Origin of the sequence: Campylobacter helveticus (genome assembly GCF_002080395.1) — a bacterium.
Lineage (GTDB): Bacteria > Campylobacterota > Campylobacteria > Campylobacterales > Campylobacteraceae > Campylobacter_D > Campylobacter_D helveticus.
In genome coordinates this window covers 1,113,782-1,135,486 of record NZ_CP020478.1, presented here as the reverse complement: position 1 = coordinate 1,135,486, position 21,705 = coordinate 1,113,782, and the positions used below count along the sequence as shown (strand labels likewise).

Below are 21,705 nucleotides of genomic sequence, written 5' to 3'. Positions count from 1 at the left end.
AATTTGTTAATAAGGGTTAATTCTACATATTTTTTCATAAATTTAGGTTTTTTTACTGAATTCTTCTAACTTTTTAAGAACTTTTTGAATTATCCAATCAGGTGTGCTAGCTCCAGCACTTACTCCACAATGCTTTTTGTCCTTAAACCACTCCGCTTTTAATTCTTCTTGAGTTTCGATTAAATAGCTATTTTCGCAATGTTGTTTAGCGATGAGAAAAAGTTGCTTGGTGTTGGCTGAGTTTTTGCCTCCTACAACTACCATCACATCACTTTTTTGAGAGAGTTCTAAAATGGCTTCTTGATTTTTAAAAGTTGCATCGCAAATGGTATTAAAAACCCTAACTTCTTTGCATTTAAGCATTAAATAATTGACGATTTTCATAAAATTTTCCACTTTTTTTGTGGTTTGAGAAACGACAGCGATTTTATTAGGTAGTTTGATGTTGTATAATTCTTTTTCATCTAAAATCACATAAGCTTTCGTGCTAACATAGCTTTTTACACCCTTAACTTCAGGATGATTTTCATCACCAAAAATAACGACCTCATAGCCCTCATCGCTCATTTTTTCGCAAAGCTGTTGCGGTTTTGTTACGAAAGGGCAGGTCGCGTCATAAATTTCTATATTTTTCTTTTTAAGTAAAGCTAAGTCTTGTTTAGTAATGCCGTGAGTTCTTATAATAGCCTTTTTTTCATTACTTAGGTCATTGATACTTTGAAGAGTTTTGACATTAAAATCATTTTGTAAGCGTGAAATTTCTTCATTATTGTGAATAAGAGGACCTATACTAGCGGCGTTTTTAATTTGTTCAGCTTTTTTAATGGCTCTTTTTACACCAAAACAAAAGCCATAATTTTTTGCCAATTCAATAATCAATTTGCACCCCCAAATTTTCGAGTATGGTTGTAAAATTAGGAAAAGAAGTGGCAATGCAAGAATAATCATCTATCTCCATAGAGCAAACTAAACCCAAAATCGCAAAACTCATAGCAATACGGTGATCGCCAAAGCTTTCTATGTAAGCAGATTTTGGTGTGCCACCTGTGATTTTAAAACCATCTTCTAGCTCTTCTGCTTTGATGCCGCACTTTTGTAAATTTGTAACCATAGCTTTGATTCTATCGCTTTCTTTAACGCGAAGTTCTTTGGCATTTTTTAATAAACTTGTGCCATTTGCAAGAGCAAAAGCTATGGCAAGAGCTGGAGCTTCATCGATAAGCCAAGAGATGTTTTCACTTATTTCTACTGCTTGTAATTTGCTACTTGAGGCGTAAATTGTCCCTATTTTTTCAAAATTTTCTTCGTCAAAATGGTAAGAAATGTTTGCTCCCATTTTTTCCAAAATCTTATAAGCCTCGATTCTTGTAGGGTTTAAAAGCACATTTTTGATACAAATTTGCGAATTAGGCAAGATAAGTGCGGCAAGAATAAAATAAAATACCGAAGAAGGATCGTTTGGTATGGTGATATTAAGTGGCTTTAAAGGCTTTTGAAGAGGAGAAATTTCAAGGCTTGTCCCTTGAATTTTTAGTGGTGCTTCCATAAAAGTCAGCATATTTTCGCTGTGATTGCGACTTAAAAAGCTTTCTTTAAAAAAACTTACCTTATCAGCTCTAAAGCCCGCTAAAATCATCGCTGTTTTAACTTGAGCTGAGGAAATTTCGCTAGTATAATTAAAACTTTTGAGCTTCTGTCCTTCAATGCAAAGCGGAGCAAAATTTGCCTCCTCTCTTCCCATAATTTTAGCTCCTATTTTTTTTAAAGGCTCACAAATGCGTTTCATAGGTCTTTTGTTTAGATACTTATCTCCACTTAAAACGAAAAATCCCTCAATCCCAGCTAAAAAACCTATCATTAAACGCATAGCTGTGCCAGAATTTCCACATTCTAAAATGCAAGGAGGTTCATTGATTTTAGCACTAGGACTAATGCAAACTTCACTGCCATTTCTTTCGACTTTAGCGCCTAAATTTTCAATGATTTTGAGTGTATTTAGCGTATCTTCTGCTAAAAGATAATTTTTCGCCCTACTAGTTTTATCGCTTAAAAGTGCAAAAATGGCAAATCTGTGGCTAATGCTCTTATCTGTGGCGATGTCCTCTAACTCCGCTTTAAAGCCTTTGTTAAGAGCTTTTATTTTCATCTTAGTTTCAGTCCTAGTTCTTGGAGTGCTTTTAAAATGGTATCTAAACACGCATTGACTTCTTTATCCTCTAAGGTTTTTTCAAGAGATTTAAAATTAAAATTTAAGGTTAAGCTATATGAGTCTTTTAAATTTTCATCGCTGTAAATATCAATGAGTCTAAAATTTTCTAAAAGGTCAAGATTAAGTTTTTTTATAGTTTCTTTTATGGTTTCATAAGAGAAATTTTTAGGCACAAGTATGCTTAAATCCCTACTAACTTTTGGGAATTTAGAATAAGGCTTCGCGGTTTTTATCTCATTTTTTAAAAGTGCCAAATTAAGCTCACAAACATAAGTCTTAGGTAAATCTTTTTGCTCCTCTAAGTTTAAATGCACTCTTCCTAGAAAGCCTATGATTTGATTATTTTTATAAATATAAGCTTGCTCATACGGGCTTAAAAAGCTAAAATTTGAATTTTTAAGCTCAAATGCACCTAAAATATTTCTCATATCCAAAAGAAAATCATAAAAATTTACTAAAGTAGGCTTGGCTTTATTGGAAATTTTAGCCTCTTCCTTAAAGCCACTATGGATAAAGGCTAGATGATGAAGCTCTTCATTTTTGGTATTAAAAACCGCCCCACTTTGAAAGAGCTTGATGATTTTTTGTGAATTTTTCGCATTAAGACTTGCGGCGTTTAAAAGCTGGTTTAAAAGTGTGGAGCGTAGAGTGTTTAATTCTTCTGTTATGGGATTGATTAGTTTTAAATTTAATTTCCCAAAACCAAAAACCTCAAGCTCTTTTTCATTATCCAAAACATAGTGTAGGCTTTCGAAATAGCCATTATTTACTGCGCTTTGGCGTAAATCCAGAAGCTTTTTGTAATCCTTATAAGTTTCGTTAAGATGATTTTTTTCTACAAATTCCAAACCTTTTGAGGCGATATTATCTATACCTATGATACGCACAATTTCTTCGCAAATATCAAAGATATTTTTAATATCACTGCGGTGTAATGGAACTTTAACATTGATTAGTCCATCGTTTGTGAGCAGAAGTTCAAAACCTAGTTTTTTAAGAATTTTTAAAATTTCATCTTTGTCGATACTTTGTCCTATGGTGTTATTAATGGTTTCTATGCTAACAGCTATAATTTGCTCTTTTTTATAATCTAGAACTTGTTGGGAAGAGCTATAAATCATAACACTTGGAATTTTTGCAATTTGTTGTAGTAAAAAGTCCATTCCTACATTTAGCTTAGGTTCGCTACCTCTAAAACTTCTATAAAATGTTTTTTCATCGATTTCTTTATATTTATTTTTACTTTGTGCGATGATGCTAGGCTCAGTGTAATGCGCCTCTAAAATAATCAGTTTTGTATTTTCATCGCATTTTATTTTTTTATTTTGATAAATTCCACTAATGCTTAAAAATTCTTCCTGACAACTAATTTTGCTTTCGCCTTGTGTCTCTTTGCTGAGGGTAAAATTTAGCTCATCATTGCTTTTTTCAAGCTTATCAAAATCATAAGCATTAAACAAAACGCCCGTTGAGTGTGTGGCGTAATTTAGTAAATTTTCTATGGAATTTTGACTTAAAAGTTCAGCTTGTGCTAACCTTAGATTGATTAAGAGTTTATTATGTAATTCCTCCTTAAGCTCGAAAGCTCTATACATAAGGAGGCTATTAAGATCTCTAGTTACACCAAGTCTTAAAATGCGTCCTATGCCTAGTGCATTTTCGTTTTCTTCAAATTTCTTTTTTTCATTTAAGTCAAGCTCAAGAGCTACGGCTAAATCCCTAGCTATCCCATACACGCTAAGACAATCTCCTCTATTTGGAGTTAGCTCAACCTCAATCAACTCATCATTAAAAATTTCATAGCTATTTAGCGCTCTGCCTAGCTCAAGTTCGCCTATACTTTCATCTAGGATTAAAATCCCCTCGTTTGTCTTAGCAAAACCAAGCTCAACACTAGAGCAAAGCATACCGCAAGATTCTACGCCTCTTAATTTTGCTTTTTTTATTTCTAAGCCATTAGGCATTTTAGCGCCCTCTAAAGCTACGGCGACATATTGATTTTGTGCGACATTTGCTGCACCACAAACGATTTGTAAAACTTCCGTGCCTATATCAACCTTACAAACACTCAATTTTTCAGCATTTTCGTGTTTGCTTTTTTCTATAACTAAGCCGACAACCACATTATTTGGGGCTTTAAGGCTATATGCTTTATCCACCTCTAAGCCTATGGAATTTAGTGTTTTAACTAAAAGTTCTAGGCTTTTATGACTAATGTCTATCCATTCGCTTAACCAAGTTCTTGTAACTATCATCTAAATTGCTCCAGTAATCTTAAATCGCCCTCATATAAAGAACGCAAATCAGGAATTTGATGTAAAAGCATAGCAAACCTTTCCACTCCAAGCCCAAAAGCATAACCGCTAACATTTTTATAATCAACGAATTGAAAAACATTTGGGTCAACCACGCCACACCCCATTACCTCGAGCCAAGTCGTGTTTTTGCAAACCCTACATCCACAACCCTTACAAAAAACGCAAGAAATATCCACCTCAGCAGAAGGTTCAGTGAAAGGGAAAAAACTAGGACGAAAACGCACCTTAACTTCGCCAAACATATAACGCAAAAAATCTTCCAAAACGCTTTTTAAATTTGCAAAACTTACTTTTTGTCCCGCCTCTACAACTAAACCTTCGATTTGATGAAACATTGGCGTATGCGTTAAATCAAAATCGCGCCTAAAAACGGCACCGGGTGCTATCATTCTAATGGGTGGCTTTTGGGAAAGCATTGTTCGAATTTGCACGGGAGAAGTGTGTGTGCGTAAAAGCCTCTCATCGTTAAAATAAAAAGTATCCTGCATATCCCTTGCTGGGTGTGATTTGGGTAAATTTAGGGCTTCAAAATTATGAAAATCATCTTCAATTAAGGGACCTTTTTCAACGCTAAAATTAAGTGCTACAAAATATTCTATAATCTTATCCATAGTGCTTAAAACAGGGTGTAAAGCCCCCTTCTTGGCATTTTCATCAAAATAGCTAAAATTTAATGCCTCTTTTTGCATTTTTGCATCAAGTTCAAGATTTTGTAAAACTTGCAATTTTTCATTAAAAGCTTTATTGAAGTTTTCTTTTAATTGGTTAATTTTTGCGGCAAATTCCTTTTTTTCTTCGCCCTCTAAATCTTTTAGCTTAGCAAATTCAGCCGTTAAACTTCCCTTTTTTCCAAGCACCGCGATTCTAAGATTTTCTAATTCGTTTAGCGTTTTGGCATTTTGTATTTCATCGATGAACTTTTGCAAACTTTTCCCTTTAAAATGGTAATTAAGGCTTGAATTTTACACAAGTTAATTTAAAACTTTCTTTTAATGAGATGAATTAAGTCAAAATTTGCTATGATTGATAAAAATGGAGTTGCGGTATGAGTGATAATTTGAAAATAGGAAAATTTGAGTTTGGCAGTCGTTTTATTTTGGGTTCTGGGAAATATTCTTTAGAATTAATTAATTCTGCAATTAAGGAAGCTGGGGCGCAAATTATTACCCTTGCTTTACGCAGGGTTAATGCAAATGGTTTGGAAAATATTTTAGATTTTATCCCAAAAGGCGTTACACTTTTGCCAAATACTTCTGGGGCTAGAAATGCAGAAGAGGCTTTACGCATAGCAAGACTTGCTAGAGAGCTTTGTGGGGCGGATCTTATTAAAATCGAAGTGATTAAGGATAGTAAATATTTGTTGCCTGATAATTATGAAAGCATTAAAGCTGTTGAGCTTTTGGCAAAAGACGGCTTTACGCCTTTACCTTATATGAGTGCGGATTTGTATGTGGCTAGGGCTATGCAAGATGCAGGTGCGGCGGCGATTATGCCCTTAGCTGCTCCCATAGGGACAAATAAGGGTCTATGTGCGAAAGAATTTATACAAATTTTACTCAATGAAATTTCTTTGCCTATTATAGTTGATGCGGGGCTTGGCACACCTGCTCAAGCTTGTGAAGCGATGCAAATGGGTGTGGCGGCTGTGATGTTAAACACCGCTTTAGCAGAAGCAAAAAATGTCCCCCTTATGGCTAGGGCTTTTGCTTTGGCTGTGGAGGCTGGTAGGACAGGGTATTTGGCTGGTTTAGCTAAGGAAAGCGAGGCTAGGGCAAGTTCGCCACTCACGGGCTTTTTAAGAGATTGATAAAAGGATTAAAATTGACTTTAGAATTTAGTTTTAAATATTTAGCAAATAATGAAATTTTTGAATATCTTTTAAGATTTTATGCGAGAAATTATGTTTTTGACTTGCAAAAAGAAAAAGATACCTACACGCTTAAGATTAGTGGCGAGGAAGAAGAGCTAAAGGAATTTTGCGACACATTATCAAAGATGAGTTATAGTGTGTTTTTGAAAAATTTTGATGTGAAAGCTTCGCAGGATTTTACCCCTAAAAAAAGCGAAGAAAAAACTTATGAAAAATACTCTCTTTTAACGCATTTAAATGCTAATGCTTATAGTCAAAATGAAAATTTATGTGAGAATGAATGGGGCGTTTTTTGTGAAAGTGAGCTAAAATTTGGTGAAAATTTTGAAAAAATTACCAAAGAAAATTTTAACCATTTTCTTACGAAAAGTTTGGAAACGCTAAGAGATAACCAAGTCATTTATTTGAAAAACCACAAAGGAATTTATGAAATTTCGCTTTTTTCTAAGGATTTTAAGGGTGATTTTTTAATGCCTTCAAGGGTTGAGGCTTTGCGTTCTATTTTTGTTTGCAATGATACGATTTTAAAGCTTTTGGCAAGTGTGGAAAAGCCTTTAATGAGTCTTAAAATTAGTGCGGTTTTTAGGCAAAATCATCATTTAATTTTTAATGAATTTAAGGTGAAATTAGCCGATGATATTTTTTTATACGCTTTGGGTTTGAAGCTTTTTGATGAGGATTATCAATTTTTAAGTTTTAAAAAAGTGCAGAAATTGAGCGAGGAATTTGAACTTTTAAATTATGAGGAACAAGTTGTCGTTTTAAGAGGATTTGATTTTATTGATAAAAAAGCTAGAGATTTGATTTTTACTAAGCAAGATAAAAATATGGCTAGGCTTTCTTACCTTGCAAGTTTGGAGGGGGAAAATGCTCTTATTTTAGAGCTTAGTGAAGATTATGAAGATATTTTGCTTTTAAATAAAGAATTAAATTTGCTGAAATTAAATCTACCAAAACATTCTAAAGAAATTTACGAAGAGATAGAAAAGGACGAAGTTGGGTCGAGACTTTTGGCGAATTTTCAAAAAGAATTTGTCTTGCTTAATGAACCGCTCAAAACGCAAAATAATTTTTTTTCACTCTTTGGGATTTTAGGACGCATTTTAGATTTAAAACCTAGCTTAAATGAAGCAGCCTTTGAGCTTTTAGCTTTAGCCGATAGTGCAAAAATTCCGCGTGGGGTGAAGATTGATTATCGTTTGAAAGATAATAAGGAATTTGATTATACAAGAACGCTAAGAAGTGCGATGAGCTTTATGTTGGCTGGGGTTGAGAAAAATAATATCGCTTATGGGGCGGTGGAGAGTTTGGGCTATTTTTTACGCGATACTTATGATGAGTTAAGAGATAAAAAGCAAGTGGATAAGGCACTTGTAAGCGGTTCACTTTTTTCCCATAAATCTTTGCTTAAAATCACCCTTAAACATTTAAAAAATTCCAAAGTAAGTGATGTGCCACTTTACATATAAAATTGAAATTAAGGGTTTAGTTCAAGGCGTAGGAATGCGCCCTTTCATTTATGGGCTTGCTTTGAAATTTGGACTTGTTGGAGAGGTCTGTAATGACGGCTTTGGTGTGTTAATAAAGCTTAATGTTACCAAAGAAAAACTTGAGGCATTTTTAGCGAATTTAAAGGAAAATTTACCCCCACTCGCAAGGATAGATACGCTCAAAATCAGCTCTCAAAAATTTGAAAATTTTACTCAATTTCGTATCGTAAATTCTAAACAAAGTCCCAAAACTTCGCCGATTTTAAGCGATTTTAGCTTTTGCTTGGAGTGTAAAAAAGAATTTTATGATGAAACAAATCCTCGCTATCTTTATCCTTTCATCACTTGCACACATTGTGGTCCTAGGTTTTCTATTATAAAAAATTTACCTTATGATAGAAAAAATACTTCGATGAATACTTTTGCAATGTGTGAAAGTTGTAAAAGCGAATATGAAAATCCAAATAATCGCCGTTTTCACGCTCAGCCTATTAGCTGTCCTAGCTGTGCGATTCCTGTTTTTTTAAAAGATGAAAAGGGCGAGATTTTAGCCTCATTTAGCGAGGCTTTTAAGCTTTGTGCTAGGTTTTTAAAAGAGGGTAAAATCGTGGCGGTTAAAGGTTTGGGGGGATTTCACTTGATGTGCGATGCCTTTAATGAAAAAGCTTTGATAAAGTTAAGAGAGCGTAAAAACCGCCCATTAAAGCCCTTTGCCTTAATGTGTAAAGATTTAAAAAACGCAAAAAAAATAGCTTATATTGATGAAAATGAGACAAATTTGCTTACTAGTAAAGTTGCTCCCATAGTGCTTTTAAGGGCAAAAAAAGATTTTCCACTCATCGCACCAAATGTTGATAAAATAGGAATTTTCTTAGCCTATACTCCGCTTCATCTTTTACTTTTTGAGTATTTTGATGGCGCTTTGGTGGCCACAAGTGCAAATTTGAGCGGAGAAAACATTATTTATGAGGCAAAAAATTTGTTAGAAAAACTTGGGGGTATTTTTGATTATTATTTAGATTATGAAAGAGACATTGTAAATTCTAGTGATGATAGCATCGCACAAGTTATAGATGGTAAAACTATGTATCTTCGCACTTCAAGAGCATTAAATCCGCGTTATTTAAGCGTGGAATTTAGCAAGAGAAAAAAGCCCTTGCTCGCACTTGGTGCAGAGCTTAAAAATGAATTTGTCATTTTTTATGAAAATAAGCTTTTAATCAGTCCTTATATAGGGGATTTGAAAAGTCTTGATGTAAGAGGGCGCTTTGAGAAGCTTTTGGATTTTTTCACAAGACTTTATGATTTGAAATTTGAAGAAATCTTGTGCGATAAACATCCACATTTTGACTATGCTAAGGACTTTAAAAAATTAATCTATTATCCAATATCACACCACTATGCGCATTTTTGTGCGGCTTATTTTGAAGCTGGTTTTAAAGATGAAGTTTTGGGATTTATCTTTGATGGCACGGGTTATGGTGATGATGGACGAATTTGGGGGGGCGAAATTTTAAGAGGAAACTTAGAAAAATATGAGAGAATAGGGCATTTTGAATATTTTAAATTGATAAATAGCGACATTAAAAATATCCAAAATTTAGCTTTAAGTTTGATTTGGCATTATGATTTAAAAGAGGAGGCACAGGAATTTTTAAGGACAATCCCAAGTGTAAAATTAAGAAATTTGGAAAAAATTTATGAAAATTCCACGCTTTATACTAGCTCTTTAGGACGCATTATTGATGCGTTTGGGAGTATTGTTTTTGGGATTGAGCGTTGTTCTTATGAAGCGCAAGTTGGATTAATGTGTGAGAAATTTTATAATGCAAATTTAGATTTTTCTTATGAGCTTAAATTTAAAGACGGACAAATTGATTTTAAGGAAGTGATTTTAGGCGCTTTGCGAGATGATGCTGTCAAAGCAACGACAGGATTTTTCAATGCTTTGGCAAATTTTATGCTTGAATTTAGTCGAGGTGAAAAGGTGCTTGTGAGCGGAGGAGTTTTTCAAAATAAAACTTTGCTCAAAATTTTGCATAAAAAGGGGCTTGATTTTTTCGTCCCATTAGAATTTCCTTGTAATGATAGCTCCATCGCACTTGGACAAATGATACATTTTTTAAAATGTGCTAAGGGTTAAATTGTAAGTTTAAATGTGGAAAGGTTAAGCATTATAATTTTGATATTTTGAGAGCCTTTTACTTACAATTGAAACTTTGTTTATAAAGAAATGTAATTTTGTGTTAATGAAATTGTTTTTTTTTTTTTTGTAGAATTGCTTTTTTCAAATTACCAAAAGGCTGGAAATGAGCAAGATTCTAGGAAAATATAAGATTTTAAAAGATTTGGGGCGTGATAGTCTGGGGAATGAGTGCTTCAAGGTGAGTGCGGGGCTTAAAGAATGGGGCGAGTTTGTCTTAACAAAAGTGGCGCGCACAGAATCTAATGAGCATTTTTCTTTCACGGCGCAGAGTCTTAGCACTCTCTCGCATAAAAATCTGCTGCATTTCAAGGTCGAAGAAGACACAGAGTATTTTTATTTCTTGCGGCATTTGCGCGAGGATATAGATGAATTTTCTTATCGCGCATTTTGCGATGAGATTTCTAGCGATGATTGTAATGAGAGTGGGGATTTTGCAGATGAGCTAGCAAATAGTGAGCGCAAAGATGATGAAGAGGGCGAGGGGTATGGGGGAAGCTCACTTGATTATGTCAGGCTGTTTGAATGTGCGTTGCAGATTCTTGATGCGCTTAAATATATCCATACAAAAGGCTTTTACCACGGCAATCTCAATCCTAGCAATATTTTGCTAGATGGCAACAACCGCATGTTTTTGCTGGATTTTGGGAGGAGCTATTTTTATGCCCCGCTTGTTGGTAGCACAGATTCTAAAGCATTAAAAGCAGGGCTAGAATCTAGCGCACGATTTTATGCGCCAGAGCAGCTAGGGTTTTTAGGCGCGCTAGACTCTGGGGCGGCTGATTCTCGCGCGGGCAAAGAGAGTGATATTTTTTCCTTTGGGCTGTGTATGCTAAAGCTTTTGCTTGATGCCTGGGAGTATGATGATTTGGATTCTTATACGAAACCGCAGGATTTGGATTCTATCTTTGAATCTATTTTGAGTAAATATGAGCTTGATAGTGTAGAAAAGGAATTGCTTTCACTTGTGAAACAATGCTGCGCTTTTTTACCAGAAAAGAGAAGCAAACTGCACGATTTAGAGAGGGAATTACGACATTTATATGATAGTGTCGTGCCAAAAAATGTCTATGAACTGCGCTGTCAAAATGATAAAACACTTGCAGTGTATGCGGATAAAAATGATCTAGATTCTAGCGATATGGAATCAATAAAGAAGCATATACAAGAGCGCATTCGTGGGCATAGGGCATATGCGCGCCAGTTTGAAGAGAAAAATAAAAAGAGTAGAGAGCCAGAATCCAAACTAGAATTTGCTATCAATGATTTGGTATTCATCTGTTCTGCTGTGAAAAATAGCGATAGCTATCTCTGGGTGTTGGATGTGCGAGAGAATGAGAGCACAAGGATAGAAAAGATTATAAGCGAAGGCGTGGAGCTGGTGCATTGGTTTAGCTTCACTGTGAAGGGGTGGCACAATAGGCATAGTCAAGCTTCAAATATAGGCAAACTGAAACGAGAACTAGACCAGCGATTTAAACAAGCAGAGTTTGAGCGAGAGAGAAAAGAGATCGATAAAATCGCTATTGTGAGCGAAGAAGAGCTATTGAAGGCTGAGAAAAGAGATATAGATGAGAAAAAGCAGACAAAGCTTTTTCAATATATTGGTGTAAAAACGGGGGCTGATGAGCTTACTTTCAAGGATTCTAGTAGTGCCAAATCTAGCGATGAAACTGCGGATAAAGAAGCGCAAGACAGCACACAAGATTTATCTAAAGAATCTAAGCAGGAGCAAACACAAGATCAAGCAAAAGCCTTTAAACCAAAAGAAGATGTGATAATCCAAGAATCCAGCCAAAAAGACAATCTGCATGCTGAAAACATTAAGGGCGTGGTGAAACACTACAATCCAGCGACAAAAGAACTTACTATAAAACTTAAAGAAAAATATGGCACGCTAGGAAGGAAAGAGGGTGAAGCCAATGCGCTTGATAAGAAAAAAACTTATGCTATCTCGTATGACTATCAAGTGCGCGAGATTCTATGGAGTAAGAGAAATAAGGCTTTAGAGGATTTGCAAGAAGGCAGGACGCAGATCCCAAATCTTTTACGCAAAATCAATGCGCCAATAGAGCTCAAAGAAAATAAGCTACGCGATATAGAATCTTACTTTAATAAGAGCTTAGATGAAAACCAGCAAGAAGCGGTAAGAAAGGCTCTAAGCCTAAAATCTGACTGTGAGATTTTGCTCATACAAGGACCTCCGGGCACAGGCAAAACCACCACGATAACAGAGATAGTAAAGCAGTATCAAAAGCTCCATAAACACTATAAGATTCTCATCACTTCCCAAAGCAATCAAGCCGTGGATAATGTGCTAGAGAAAATTGCCACGAGTGAAAAGAATCCAAAAGGAGATGATAAGCTATTTCGCATAGGAAATGAAGAAAACATCACAAGCGAAATCGCAAAATCTTACACGCCCCAAAAAGTGATCGATAAGATTCTAAAAGAAAATCTAGAACGCATAAAAAATAATCCCATAAAAGATTCTAATCCAAACATACAAGAAGAGCTAAAATCTTTGCAGGAGGATTTTAAAAAAAGACTGCAAACCTTAAGTAGTGTGATTGAAGAAAAAAGTCAAAGCAAGAAAGGTGATAAAAAATCAAAAGAGCAGGAAGTCTATGAGCTTTTTACTAAAGATATTCGCCTTTTCTTTGGCACATTGCTTGGGATCTCTTCGTGGAAAAGTTTCCGTGATGTGGAGTTTGATGTGGCTATTGTCGATGAGGCTGGAAGGGCGACACCAAGCGAGCTTTTAGTGCCTTGCATTAAAGCTAGGCGCATTATTTTAGTAGGCGATCATAGGCAGCTAGCCCCTGTGGTAGATGATGATGTGGTAATGCAGCTCGGTAAAGGTTCTAAACATGGAAAGAAAAAACACCCAAGTGCTGAATTTAACGCCACGAAAAAAGATGTAACAACTTCGCTTTTTGAGCGGCTTTTTGGGCGGATAGAGGGGGCGATAGAGCAGGGCAATGCGTATCAATATGACTATCTTTATAATTTCAAACACATGCTCACCTATAACTACCGTGCGCATAAAAGCATCTGTGATTTGTATAGTAAGGCCTTTTATGAAGGGAAATTGCAAACAAAAGAGGAAATTAGTGCGCAAAAGATGCACAATGTGAAAGTATTTAAGGCAAATGCTGTGTGGCTTGATACGAGCAAAAGAAGTGATAAAGAAGACACACAAAAAGGCACGGGGAAAATCAATCATTGCAATGCAAGTGTAATTTTGAACACGCTAAAAGTGCTAAAAGAGAAAATCCTAGAATCTCAAAGTATAAGCGATATAGGGATCATCACACCCTACAAAGCCCAAGCCGCGCTCCTAAATAGCAGACTAAAAAATCTCATAGACGAATACAAAATTCAAATATCCGCATTGACATAGGCACGGTGGATAGCTTCCAAGGAAGCGATAGGGATATGATTATTTATGACTGTGTGCGAAGCTCGAAGGTCAAAAACACCAAAGAAGCGCAGCAACAAAGAAAGGGCAGCAAGATCGACTTCATCGCTGATGAAAAGCGACTCAATGTCTCGCTCTCTCGTGCCAAAAAGTTCCTGCTCATCGTGGGAGATAAGGACTATCTCAAAATGGCAAGCGTGAGCGAAGGGGAAAATCCATTTGCTCAAATCATCGTGCAGTTTGAAGAAGATACAGATACCTATAAAATCCAAATGCTACAAGATCCTGAAAGCAATAAAAAAGGAGAGCGATAATGGCAAAGAAAAGGCAAAATCCACAAAATCAAGCAAATACAGAGAAAAAAGATATAGACCTAGAGCTTATCACGCATAAATATGCGCGCTATTTTTGTGATAGTGAAAAGGCGGACAAGGAGGCCCAGAATCTAGCAAGCCACATTATGCCTGAAGCTGTGCGCGAAGATATGGCGGGTGGCGAGGAAGATACAAGCTATATCCACTATGACACAAAGCGCGTTTATTATCCCTACTATAAGACAAAAATCCACTATCAAATAGCAAAAGAGCTACCCCTGCACCCCATACTTGAAGGGATCTTGCACATCATAGAATCCACGCAAAAAATGCAGGGTGAAAATGGCAAAAGCAAAAGCACTTTTGCGACACTCAAGGCTATCACGCAGCTAGATGAAGAGATATTCCATAGCATTGTCGCAGATCTAGAGCTTAAGGGCTATATTGATCTGCAATCACACGCAGGCGAACTGCGCTTAACCAATAATGGCAAGGAGATCTTGCAAAAAGCAAAAGAGCGCGTGGTGGAAGAGACAAGCGCGTATGTCATAACAGATGGGATATTTGGCAATGTGCAAGCTAGTGCCAAAAGCGCAAAAGATGAAAGTGTAAGGCTAGAACATAAGCCAGATAAAGAGAGCTTTGAGCTAAAACCAGATTCTAATAAACGCTTGCGATTAGAGGGCTTGAGTGAATTTTTTAATGATGAAAAAACACTAACGCTACGCCAGATTTTGCTAGAGGGACTAAGAGGGCTTGATGTGCCAGAAGATTCTAAAGATACAAAGAAAAAGCAAAAAGAGCAAGATTCTACGCAAGAAGATTCTGCAAAATCATCACAAGAGAAAACAGAATCTAAAATAGCAGAATCTAGCGGAGCGTGCGAAGTGCTAGAGATTACAGATATCGTAGAGTGCAAGAAATTTTTCAAAAGCTATGTGTGTTTGTTTTATAAAAATGCAAGCAAAGGGGAGCGGATTCTGGTGCTTGATGAGAAATATGATATAGACAAAAGCGCGACACTGCTTTTTGAAAATCTTATCGACACAAGCAAATTTGATACAAATAAAAACAAGGCTTTTACAGATAATGTGGAAAAATTTAACGCCCTAGAGAGTGAGAAAATACAAAAGCGCGCGAATTTGGAGCTTGATATAAGCGAGGGTAAAATACTAGAGGTAGGCGAGCATAAGGATTATTTCCTATACGCACTCAAAAATGCTAAAGAATGCGTGTGTATCCATAGCCCTTGGGTGCGCACCAATGTGCTAGAGGGCTATCAAAAAGAGCTAGAATCCACAATGGCACGCGGCGTGAAAGTATGTATCAAATATGGCTTAAAGCCTAGAAATAAGCTTGATAAAGCTCCCATTGATGAAGAATCGCGTGTGCTTTTTACGCGCTGGAGTGGGAAATATCCCAAGCATTTTATAAGCAAAACGGACAATAGCCATGAAAAGATTCTCATCTGTGATAGTGAGTTTATGATCGTGGGGAGCTTTAACTGGCTAAGCTTTGCAGGCGTGCAAAAAGAAAACGAAGAGCTTCGCAAAGAAAGCTCAAGTATTGTAAGAAATAAAGATTCTATACAAAAGCAACGAGAAATGTTTAATTAGGTGGGAGAAAATTTTCAGTTTTAATTTTTTAAGGATTAATAATCGCGAAATAATTATTAATCCTCGCTAGGGATTTGAAAAATCAATACTTAATCCCGCAAATTTAGCGGGATTAAGTTTTATTAGCAAGAATAGCAGGTTTTAAATTCATACGCGGTAGGGCGTGCTTCGACAGGCCAAACTTGAGTAGCAAATTTAAGATGTTGATAATCATCGATAAAAATATCACTCATCACAGGTTTTAAGAAAGAGTTGTATCGTATCAAGGCTTCTAGGCTTCCTCTTAGCGTGTGCGGGAGTTGCTCGATACCTTTTTCGCGAACTTCATCTAGGGTTAAATCAAATAAATTTTCCTCCATAGGTCCAACTGGAATATGCTTGTTTTTCATCCCGTCAAGTCCTGCCATTAGAAGTGAGACAAAGGCGAGATAAGGATTTGCCGTGCTATCTGGGAAGCGAATTTCAACGCGTGCGGAGTTTTTCCCCATACCATAAGGGATACGACAACTCGCACTTCTATTTTGACAAGAATAAGTCAAAATGCAAGGCGCTTCAAAACCCGGAACTATCCTTTTGTAAGAATTTGAGCTAGGATTAGTAAAAGCAGCTACACTTCTTGCATTTTTAAGTATGCCTCCTATGTAGTGGATGGCGTCCTTGCTAAGCCCTCCATAACCATTTTCATCGTAAAATAAATTAACTCCATTTTTCCATAAGCTCATATGCACATGCATACCACTACCATTATCTCCATAAAGAGGTTTTGGCATAAAAGTGGCGGTTTTTCCATTAAGATGTGCAACCATTTTAACGATATATTTGTAAATTTGCACATTATCCGCAGCCTCGACTAAAGTGCCAAAATGAACGCCAATTTCCGCCTGCCCTTGCGCGACTTCGTGGTGATGGACAAATGTTTTAACGCCAACTTTTTCTAAAGTTTGCACCATTTCAGCCCTAATATCAACTAAAGAATCAATAGGTGCGACAGGAAAATATCCACCTTTGTTTCTTGGGCGGTGTCCAGTGTTGTAACTATCAACAAATTCTTTATTATCGTTCCATTCTCCCTCTTCAGTATCCACTTCATATTTGGAACAATTAGCACTATCGACTATTTTTACACTATCAAAGATAAAAAATTCATTTTCTGGTCCAAAATAAGCCATATCAGCTACACCACTTTCTTGTAAATAATTAAGTGCTTTTTTGGCTATGGAACGCGGACATTTTTCATACATTTGCCCCTTATAAATGTCATAAACATCACAAAAAACGATGATGGTCTGGTCTGCAGTAAAAGGGTCTAAGAAGGCACTTGGGGCGTCTGGCTTTAAAATCATATCCGATTTATCCACAGGCTGCCAACCCTTTAGCGAACTTCCATCAAATGGAATTCCTACCTCAAAAGTTTCTTCGCTGATAGAGTGAAAATTATAAGTGATGTGATGCCAAACCCCTATTATATCGGTAAAGCGAAAATCCACAAACGCGACTTCGTTTTCTTTGCAGTAGCTAAAAAATTCTTCGACATTATTGACAAATTTGCCCATATTTTCTCCTTGATTAAAATTGAATTGCAAAATTGTATCATAAATTTTTTAATTCAGTTTTAATTAATATAATTTTTTTTAGGAATTTTAAAATTATATTTTTACATAAAAATTTCATTTTTATATCTTAGTTTTAATTAATTTGCATTATAATTTCAATTTACAATCTTAAATATTAAGGAAGAGTATGACTCAAGAAGAACTTGATGCCTTAATGAATGGCGATGTTGATATCGATTCGCCAAATTCTAGTGAAGAGCCTAGTGTGACTGAAGAGAGCGAAATTAGTGAAAATGGAGCTATAGTTGAAAATATGAAATCTACCGACTACCAGCTAAATCACAATACCCTTTGGCCACCACCCCCACCAAATGAGGAACACAAAGTCGTTCATCAACTTGATGATGTTACGAAAGATAGCGAAGAAAAAGCTACGGAGATGATGGATAAGCTCGAAAGTATTAGTAATTTTTTCGCAGATTCTGAGAGTTTGTTAAAAGATTTAAATAATGTTTTTGATAAAAATATCGACATTTTTACCAAATTAGCAGAGCGTTTTCCTAGCGTTGAAAGCTTTAATGAGGCTTTAAACATTAATAAGGATATTAAGGAAAAAACTAAAGAAATGGGTGAAAATTTGCAAAGCGGACAAGATGAAGTAATGATGGCTATGGATGCAATGCAATATCAGGATATCCATAGGCAAAAAATCGAAAGAGTCATTAATGTAATGCGCGCGTTAAGTCGCTATATGAGCTCTTTGTTTGAGGGTAAAATTGATGACAAAAAGCGCGTAAGTTCGGCTGTTCATATCGATGGCGATAGCACTGCAGATGTGGTAAGTAACGATGATATAGAGGCATTAATAGCGTCTTTAGGGCAGAAATGATAATACCTGAAATTGTTGCTCCAGCTGGAAATTTTACGAAACTTAAAATCGCTCTTGCTTATGGAGCTGATGCGGTTTATGCTGGAGTTAATAATTTTTCCTTGCGTTCAAGAACGGCGCGTGAATTTGACTATGAGAGCTTTAATGAGGCGGTTGATTACACTCATAAAAGAGGTAAAAAAATTTATGTAACTCTTAATGGTTTTCATTTAAGCGGACAAATCGAAGGGCTTAAAAGGCATATTTTAAAGTTACGCGAGATGAAGCCCGATGCTTTTATAGTTGCTTCTGTTGGGGCTATGGCTTTAGTAAAAGAGTTAGCCCCTGAAATTCCTTTACATATCTCAACACAGGCTAATGTTTTAAATTATTTGGACGCCAAAGTTTATAAAGAAATGGGTGCAAAGCGTGTTGTTATCGCTCGTGAGCTAGGACTTAAGGACGCTAAGATTTTGAAAGAAAATTGCGATATAGAGCTAGAAGCTTTTGTGCATGGTTCAATGTGCTTTGCGTATTCTGGGCGTTGTTTAATAAGCTCTGTTCAAAGTGGGAGAATGAGTAACCGCGGCTCTTGTGCGAATGATTGCCGTTTTTCTTATGAACTTTTCGCCAAAAATAAAGAAAACGGGGTGCTTTTCCGCTTAGAAGAAGATGAAAATGGAACGCATATTTTTAATTCTAAGGATTTAAATTTATGTTCTTATATCGAAAAAATTATGAAGGAAGATTGCATTAGTGCTTTTAAGATAGAGGGACGCACAAAAAGTGAGTATTATGTCGCACTGACGACTAGGACTTACAAAATGGCAATCGAAGATGTTTTAAGGGGAGAATTTGATGCCTTAAAATATGAAAAAGAAATTCATACACTTAAAAACCGCGGTTTTACAGATGGCTATCTTATCTCGCGTCCTTTAGAAAAAGTTGATACACAAAATCACCTTACAAGCATAGAGGAGGGGACACATCAGGTGCAGGGTTTTGTGGAAAATGGTGAATTTTTTAAGTGCAAAGGGAAAGTTGTCTTAAATGAGTCTTATGAGATTTTAAGTCCTTTAAATTCTAAGATAGAGGTTTGTGAAAACGAGCTTGGAAAGGTTTATGAAAAAGAGGGCAAATTTTTTGTCGAATTTAAAAAAATGCTCAGTAAAAATAATAAAGAATACGCAGAAATTCACAGCGGTAATGAAAATGCGATTAAAATGCCAAATTTAGTGCCAGAGTTTAGTTTCTTAAGAAAGGAAATTGTATGAAATTTGTAGCGATATTAATGGGAAGCAAGAGTGATTATGAGATAATGAGCGAGGCGGCGAAAGTGCTTGAGGGCTTTAATGTTAAATATGAGCTTATCATCACTTCAGCTCATAGAAGTCCAAAAAGAACTAAAGAATACATTAAAGAAGCGGAGCAAAAGGGAGCTCAAGTTTTCATTGCGGCTGCGGGTATGGCAGCACACTTAGCAGGGGCGGTGGCAGCTTATACAACCAAGCCTGTTTTGGGAGTACCGATGAGTGGGGGAAATTTGGCAAGTATGGATTCTTTATTTTCCACTGTGCAAATGCCAAGTGGAATTCCTGTGGGAACCTTAGCCATAGGAAAAGCTGGAGCGATGAATGCGGCTTATTTGGCAGTTCAAATTTTGGCGATTGGGGACGAGGATTTAGCTAAGGCTCTCAAAGAAGAGCGTAGGGCGAAGGAAGAAAAGCTCATTAAAGATTCTAAAAGCGTAGAGGTGATTTTATAAATGCAAACTTATTTAGAATTAGACGAATTTTGCAAACTTGTGCATTTAAATGAAGATGTTGTAAAAGGGATGATGGCAAATGGTTCTTTAAATTTTAAAGAAGAGGATGACAAAATTTATATTGAAGCAAATCAAGGCACTTTTAGTGTCGTGCCAAGCGGAGCAAATCAAAATTCTATGGTTAATTCTATGACTTTAGCGGGAGAGAGTTTTGTAGAAAAAACCATAGGCACAATTTTAAATTTGCACGAAAAGGTTTTAGACGCTAAAGATGAGACTTTAGAAGCCTTAAAAAATGAAAATAAATTCTTAAGAGATGCGCTTTATTCTATGCAAGAGCTTTATGACGCAGATAGAAAAACTATAGAAACCTTAAATGAAGAATTAAAACACGCAAGAGAAGATGCGGAATTTATGAAAAGAAAATATAAATTAATGTGGAATAAAACCATAGAAATTTATGGCGACAAGGCTAAAGAAGAGGAAAAACCACAATGACTTTTTCGCAAATGATTTTAAAATTACAAAATTTTTGGCAGGAAAATGGCTGTGCGATAATGCAACCTTATGATATGCCAGCGGGTGCAGGGACTTTTCACCCTGCGACTTTTTTAAGAAGCTTGGGTAAAAAGCCTTGGGCTTGTGCTTATGTCGCACCTTCTCGCCGTCCTACTGATGGGCGTTATGGAGAAAATCCTAACCGCTTGGGAGCTTATTATCAGTTTCAAGTTTTAATCAAACCAAGCCCTGATAATATCCAAGAGCTTTATTTAAAAAGCCTTGAAAATTTAGGTTTTGATTTGAAAAGCCACGACATACGCTTTGTGGAGGATAATTGGGAAAGTCCAAGTTTAGGGGCGTGGGGACTTGGCTGGGAAGTTTGGCTTGATGGTATGGAAGTTACGCAATTTACTTATTTTCAGCAAGTTGGTGGCATAGCTGTGGATTTGGTAAGTGCGGAGATAACCTACGGGCTTGAACGCCTTGCGATGTATTTGCAAAATGTTGAAAATGTCTATGATATAGCATGGAGTGAATTTAATGGGCAGCTCATCAAATACGCCGATGTGCATAAACAAAGCGAGTATGAGTATAGCAAGTATAATTTTGAAACAAGTAGTGTAGAGCTTTTAAATTCGCAATTTCAAAACGCTTATGAAGAGTGTAAAAACACGCTAGAGCAAGGCTTGGCTTTGCCTGCGTATGATTATTGTATGTTGGCGGCTCACACCTTTAATCTTCTTGACGCAAGGGGAGCAATTTCTGTAGCAAAAAGACAAGATTATATGCTCAAAATTCGTGAGCTTTCTAAAAATTGTGCCGAAATTTATAAGAAAAATCTTAATGAAGCTGAATGAAATTTATGCCTTTTTAGATACCCTTAGTCCTTTTGAAAAACAAGCTAGTTGGGATAATAGCGGACTTTTACTAGGAAATGAGCAAGATGAAATTTCTAAAGTTTATCTTAGTCTTGATATTGATGAAAATTTAATTAAAAATGCCGAAGAAAATTCCCTTTTTATCACGCACCACCCTTTGATTTTTAAACCTTTGAAGAATTTAAGCGGAACGACTTATCCTCAATTTCTTATCAAAGAAATGGTAAAAAAAAATATTGCCTTAATTTCTCTACACACTAATTACGATTTAAGTCATTTAAATCGATATTTTGTAAAAGAAATTTTGGGTTTTGAGGATTTTTGGCAAGAAGAATTTTTAATTTATGTGAAAGTTGATTTAAGTTTTGGTGAGCTTTGTGAAAGGGTTAGGAAAAGACTAAATTTGTCTCAACTTAAAATTAGCTTTAGCGGCAGGGAAAAGCTTGAAAAAATAGCGATTTGCACTGGGAGTGGAGGGGATTTGATTTCGAGCGTGAGGGCAGATTGTTTTTTGAGTGGAGATTTTAAGTATCATCAGGCGCTAGAAGCGTTAAGTAATGGCTTAAGTTTAATTGAGCTTGGGCATTATGAGAGTGAGTGTTATTTTGCTGAAAGCTTGGTGAAACACTTGCAAAATTTGCCACTAAAGGTTATAATGTCGGTTTCAAAAAATCCATTTCAATATTTTTAAGGAAAATC

The 21,705-nt window shown here is 36.1% G+C and carries 17 protein-coding genes; 12 read left to right on the top strand and 5 right to left on the bottom strand.

Annotated elements, in window-relative coordinates; genetic code table 11:
* Window positions 1–42: 42 nt before the first annotated feature.
* The 4 genes from CHELV3228_RS06080 to pheS are packed head-to-tail and all read right to left on the bottom strand — an operon-like array spanning window position 43 to window position 5,453.
* Window positions 43–879 (bottom strand): 4-hydroxy-3-methylbut-2-enyl diphosphate reductase, encoded by an 837-nt coding sequence (locus CHELV3228_RS06080; RefSeq protein WP_082200136.1) that lies wholly within the window; start codon window positions 877–879, stop codon window positions 43–45.
* Window positions 869–2,146 carry a 3-phosphoshikimate 1-carboxyvinyltransferase gene (aroA, locus tag CHELV3228_RS06075; RefSeq protein WP_082200135.1) on the bottom strand — a complete coding sequence of 426 codons (1,278 nt, stop codon included), beginning with the start codon at window positions 2,144–2,146 and terminating at the stop codon, window positions 869–871. The genes CHELV3228_RS06080 and aroA overlap by 11 nt, the downstream gene beginning before the upstream one ends.
* Window positions 2,143–4,464, bottom strand: coding sequence for a phenylalanine--tRNA ligase subunit beta (gene pheT / locus CHELV3228_RS06070; protein ID WP_082200134.1), 2,322 nt, complete (start codon window positions 4,462–4,464; stop codon window positions 2,143–2,145). The genes aroA and pheT overlap by 4 nt, the downstream gene beginning before the upstream one ends.
* A complete protein-coding gene (pheS, locus tag CHELV3228_RS06065) occupies window positions 4,461–5,453 on the bottom strand; it encodes a phenylalanine--tRNA ligase subunit alpha (RefSeq protein ID WP_082200133.1) in 993 nt (330 codons plus the stop codon). The genes pheT and pheS overlap by 4 nt, the downstream gene beginning before the upstream one ends.
* Before the next feature lie 119 nt (window positions 5,454–5,572).
* Between pheS and CHELV3228_RS06060 the strand changes: the two genes are divergently transcribed.
* The 6 genes from CHELV3228_RS06060 (at window position 5,573) to CHELV3228_RS10575 (ending at window position 15,441) form a co-directional block, all read left to right on the top strand.
* A complete protein-coding gene (locus CHELV3228_RS06060; RefSeq protein ID WP_082200132.1) occupies window positions 5,573–6,334 on the top strand; it encodes a thiazole synthase in 762 nt (253 codons plus the stop codon).
* 14 nt (window positions 6,335–6,348) lie between these two features.
* The gene (locus CHELV3228_RS06055) at window positions 6,349–7,866 is read left to right on the top strand and encodes a hypothetical protein (RefSeq protein WP_082200131.1); all 1,518 of its coding nucleotides are present in this window, start codon (window positions 6,349–6,351) and stop codon (window positions 7,864–7,866) included.
* Complete coding sequence (hypF, locus tag CHELV3228_RS06050) at window positions 7,847–10,030, top strand: carbamoyltransferase HypF (protein ID WP_082200130.1); 2,184 nt, start codon at window positions 7,847–7,849, stop codon at window positions 10,028–10,030. The genes CHELV3228_RS06055 and hypF overlap by 20 nt, the downstream gene beginning before the upstream one ends.
* A 166-nt stretch (window positions 10,031–10,196) precedes the next feature.
* On the top strand, window positions 10,197–13,493 hold the full coding sequence (locus tag CHELV3228_RS06045) for an AAA domain-containing protein (RefSeq protein ID WP_082200129.1): 3,297 nt from the start codon (window positions 10,197–10,199) through the stop codon (window positions 13,491–13,493).
* Between the two features lie 5 nt (window positions 13,494–13,498).
* Window positions 13,499–13,825 (top strand): AAA domain-containing protein, encoded by a 327-nt coding sequence (locus CHELV3228_RS06040; protein WP_159445017.1) that lies wholly within the window; start codon window positions 13,499–13,501, stop codon window positions 13,823–13,825.
* Complete coding sequence (locus CHELV3228_RS10575; RefSeq protein ID WP_234980988.1) at window positions 13,825–15,441, top strand: phospholipase D-like domain-containing protein; 1,617 nt, start codon at window positions 13,825–13,827, stop codon at window positions 15,439–15,441. Before CHELV3228_RS06040 ends, CHELV3228_RS10575 begins: the two co-directional genes overlap by 1 nt.
* A gap of 122 nt (window positions 15,442–15,563) precedes the next feature.
* Here CHELV3228_RS10575 and glnA read toward each other — a convergent pair whose 3' ends face one another.
* On the bottom strand, window positions 15,564–16,994 hold the full coding sequence (gene glnA, locus CHELV3228_RS06030) for a type I glutamate--ammonia ligase (RefSeq protein WP_082200127.1): 1,431 nt from the start codon (window positions 16,992–16,994) through the stop codon (window positions 15,564–15,566).
* A gap of 187 nt (window positions 16,995–17,181) precedes the next feature.
* Between glnA and CHELV3228_RS06025 the strand changes: the two genes are divergently transcribed.
* The 6 genes from CHELV3228_RS06025 to CHELV3228_RS06000 are packed head-to-tail and all read left to right on the top strand — an operon-like array spanning window position 17,182 to window position 21,697.
* Window positions 17,182–17,883, top strand: coding sequence for a chemotaxis protein (locus CHELV3228_RS06025; protein WP_082200126.1), 702 nt, complete (start codon window positions 17,182–17,184; stop codon window positions 17,881–17,883).
* Window positions 17,880–19,136 (top strand): peptidase U32 family protein, encoded by a 1,257-nt coding sequence (locus CHELV3228_RS06020; RefSeq protein ID WP_082200125.1) that lies wholly within the window; start codon window positions 17,880–17,882, stop codon window positions 19,134–19,136. The genes CHELV3228_RS06025 and CHELV3228_RS06020 overlap by 4 nt, the downstream gene beginning before the upstream one ends.
* Window positions 19,133–19,627, top strand: a complete 495-nt coding sequence (gene purE, locus CHELV3228_RS06015) for a 5-(carboxyamino)imidazole ribonucleotide mutase (protein WP_082200124.1) — start codon at window positions 19,133–19,135, stop codon at window positions 19,625–19,627. Before CHELV3228_RS06020 ends, purE begins: the two co-directional genes overlap by 4 nt.
* Entirely contained in the window at window positions 19,628–20,125 is a 498-nt protein-coding gene (locus tag CHELV3228_RS06010) for a DUF3972 domain-containing protein (RefSeq protein ID WP_082200123.1), read from the top strand.
* Window positions 20,122–20,985: a glycine--tRNA ligase subunit alpha gene (glyQ, locus tag CHELV3228_RS06005; RefSeq protein ID WP_082200122.1), complete on the top strand. Its 864-nt coding sequence runs from the start codon at window positions 20,122–20,124 to the stop codon at window positions 20,983–20,985. The genes CHELV3228_RS06010 and glyQ overlap by 4 nt, the downstream gene beginning before the upstream one ends.
* Window positions 20,972–21,697, top strand: coding sequence for a Nif3-like dinuclear metal center hexameric protein (locus CHELV3228_RS06000; RefSeq protein ID WP_082200121.1), 726 nt, complete (start codon window positions 20,972–20,974; stop codon window positions 21,695–21,697). The genes glyQ and CHELV3228_RS06000 overlap by 14 nt, the downstream gene beginning before the upstream one ends.
* Window positions 21,698–21,705 lie beyond the last annotated feature (8 nt).

Excerpts from the sequence above, each read along its gene's own strand:
- pheT (WP_082200134.1), bottom strand. The coding sequence starts at position 4,464 with ATGATAGTTACAAGAACTTGGTTAAGCGAATGGATAGACATTAGTCAT.
- purE (WP_082200124.1), top strand. The coding sequence starts at position 19,133 with ATGAAATTTGTAGCGATATTAATGGGAAGCAAGAGTGATTATGAGATA.
- glnA (WP_082200127.1), bottom strand. The coding sequence starts at position 16,994 with ATGGGCAAATTTGTCAATAATGTCGAAGAATTTTTTAGCTACTGCAAA.
- CHELV3228_RS06025 (WP_082200126.1), top strand. The coding sequence starts at position 17,182 with ATGACTCAAGAAGAACTTGATGCCTTAATGAATGGCGATGTTGATATC.
- CHELV3228_RS06010 (WP_082200123.1), top strand. The coding sequence starts at position 19,628 with ATGCAAACTTATTTAGAATTAGACGAATTTTGCAAACTTGTGCATTTA.
- CHELV3228_RS06060 (WP_082200132.1), top strand. The coding sequence starts at position 5,573 with ATGAGTGATAATTTGAAAATAGGAAAATTTGAGTTTGGCAGTCGTTTT.
- CHELV3228_RS06000 (WP_082200121.1), top strand. The coding sequence starts at position 20,972 with ATGAAGCTGAATGAAATTTATGCCTTTTTAGATACCCTTAGTCCTTTT.
- CHELV3228_RS06045 (WP_082200129.1), top strand. The coding sequence starts at position 10,197 with ATGAGCAAGATTCTAGGAAAATATAAGATTTTAAAAGATTTGGGGCGT.
- CHELV3228_RS06020 (WP_082200125.1), top strand. The coding sequence starts at position 17,880 with ATGATAATACCTGAAATTGTTGCTCCAGCTGGAAATTTTACGAAACTT.
- hypF (WP_082200130.1), top strand. The coding sequence starts at position 7,847 with ATGTGCCACTTTACATATAAAATTGAAATTAAGGGTTTAGTTCAAGGC.
- glyQ (WP_082200122.1), top strand. The coding sequence starts at position 20,122 with ATGACTTTTTCGCAAATGATTTTAAAATTACAAAATTTTTGGCAGGAA.
- aroA (WP_082200135.1), bottom strand. The coding sequence starts at position 2,146 with ATGAAAATAAAAGCTCTTAACAAAGGCTTTAAAGCGGAGTTAGAGGAC.
- CHELV3228_RS10575 (WP_234980988.1), top strand. The coding sequence starts at position 13,825 with ATGGCAAAGAAAAGGCAAAATCCACAAAATCAAGCAAATACAGAGAAA.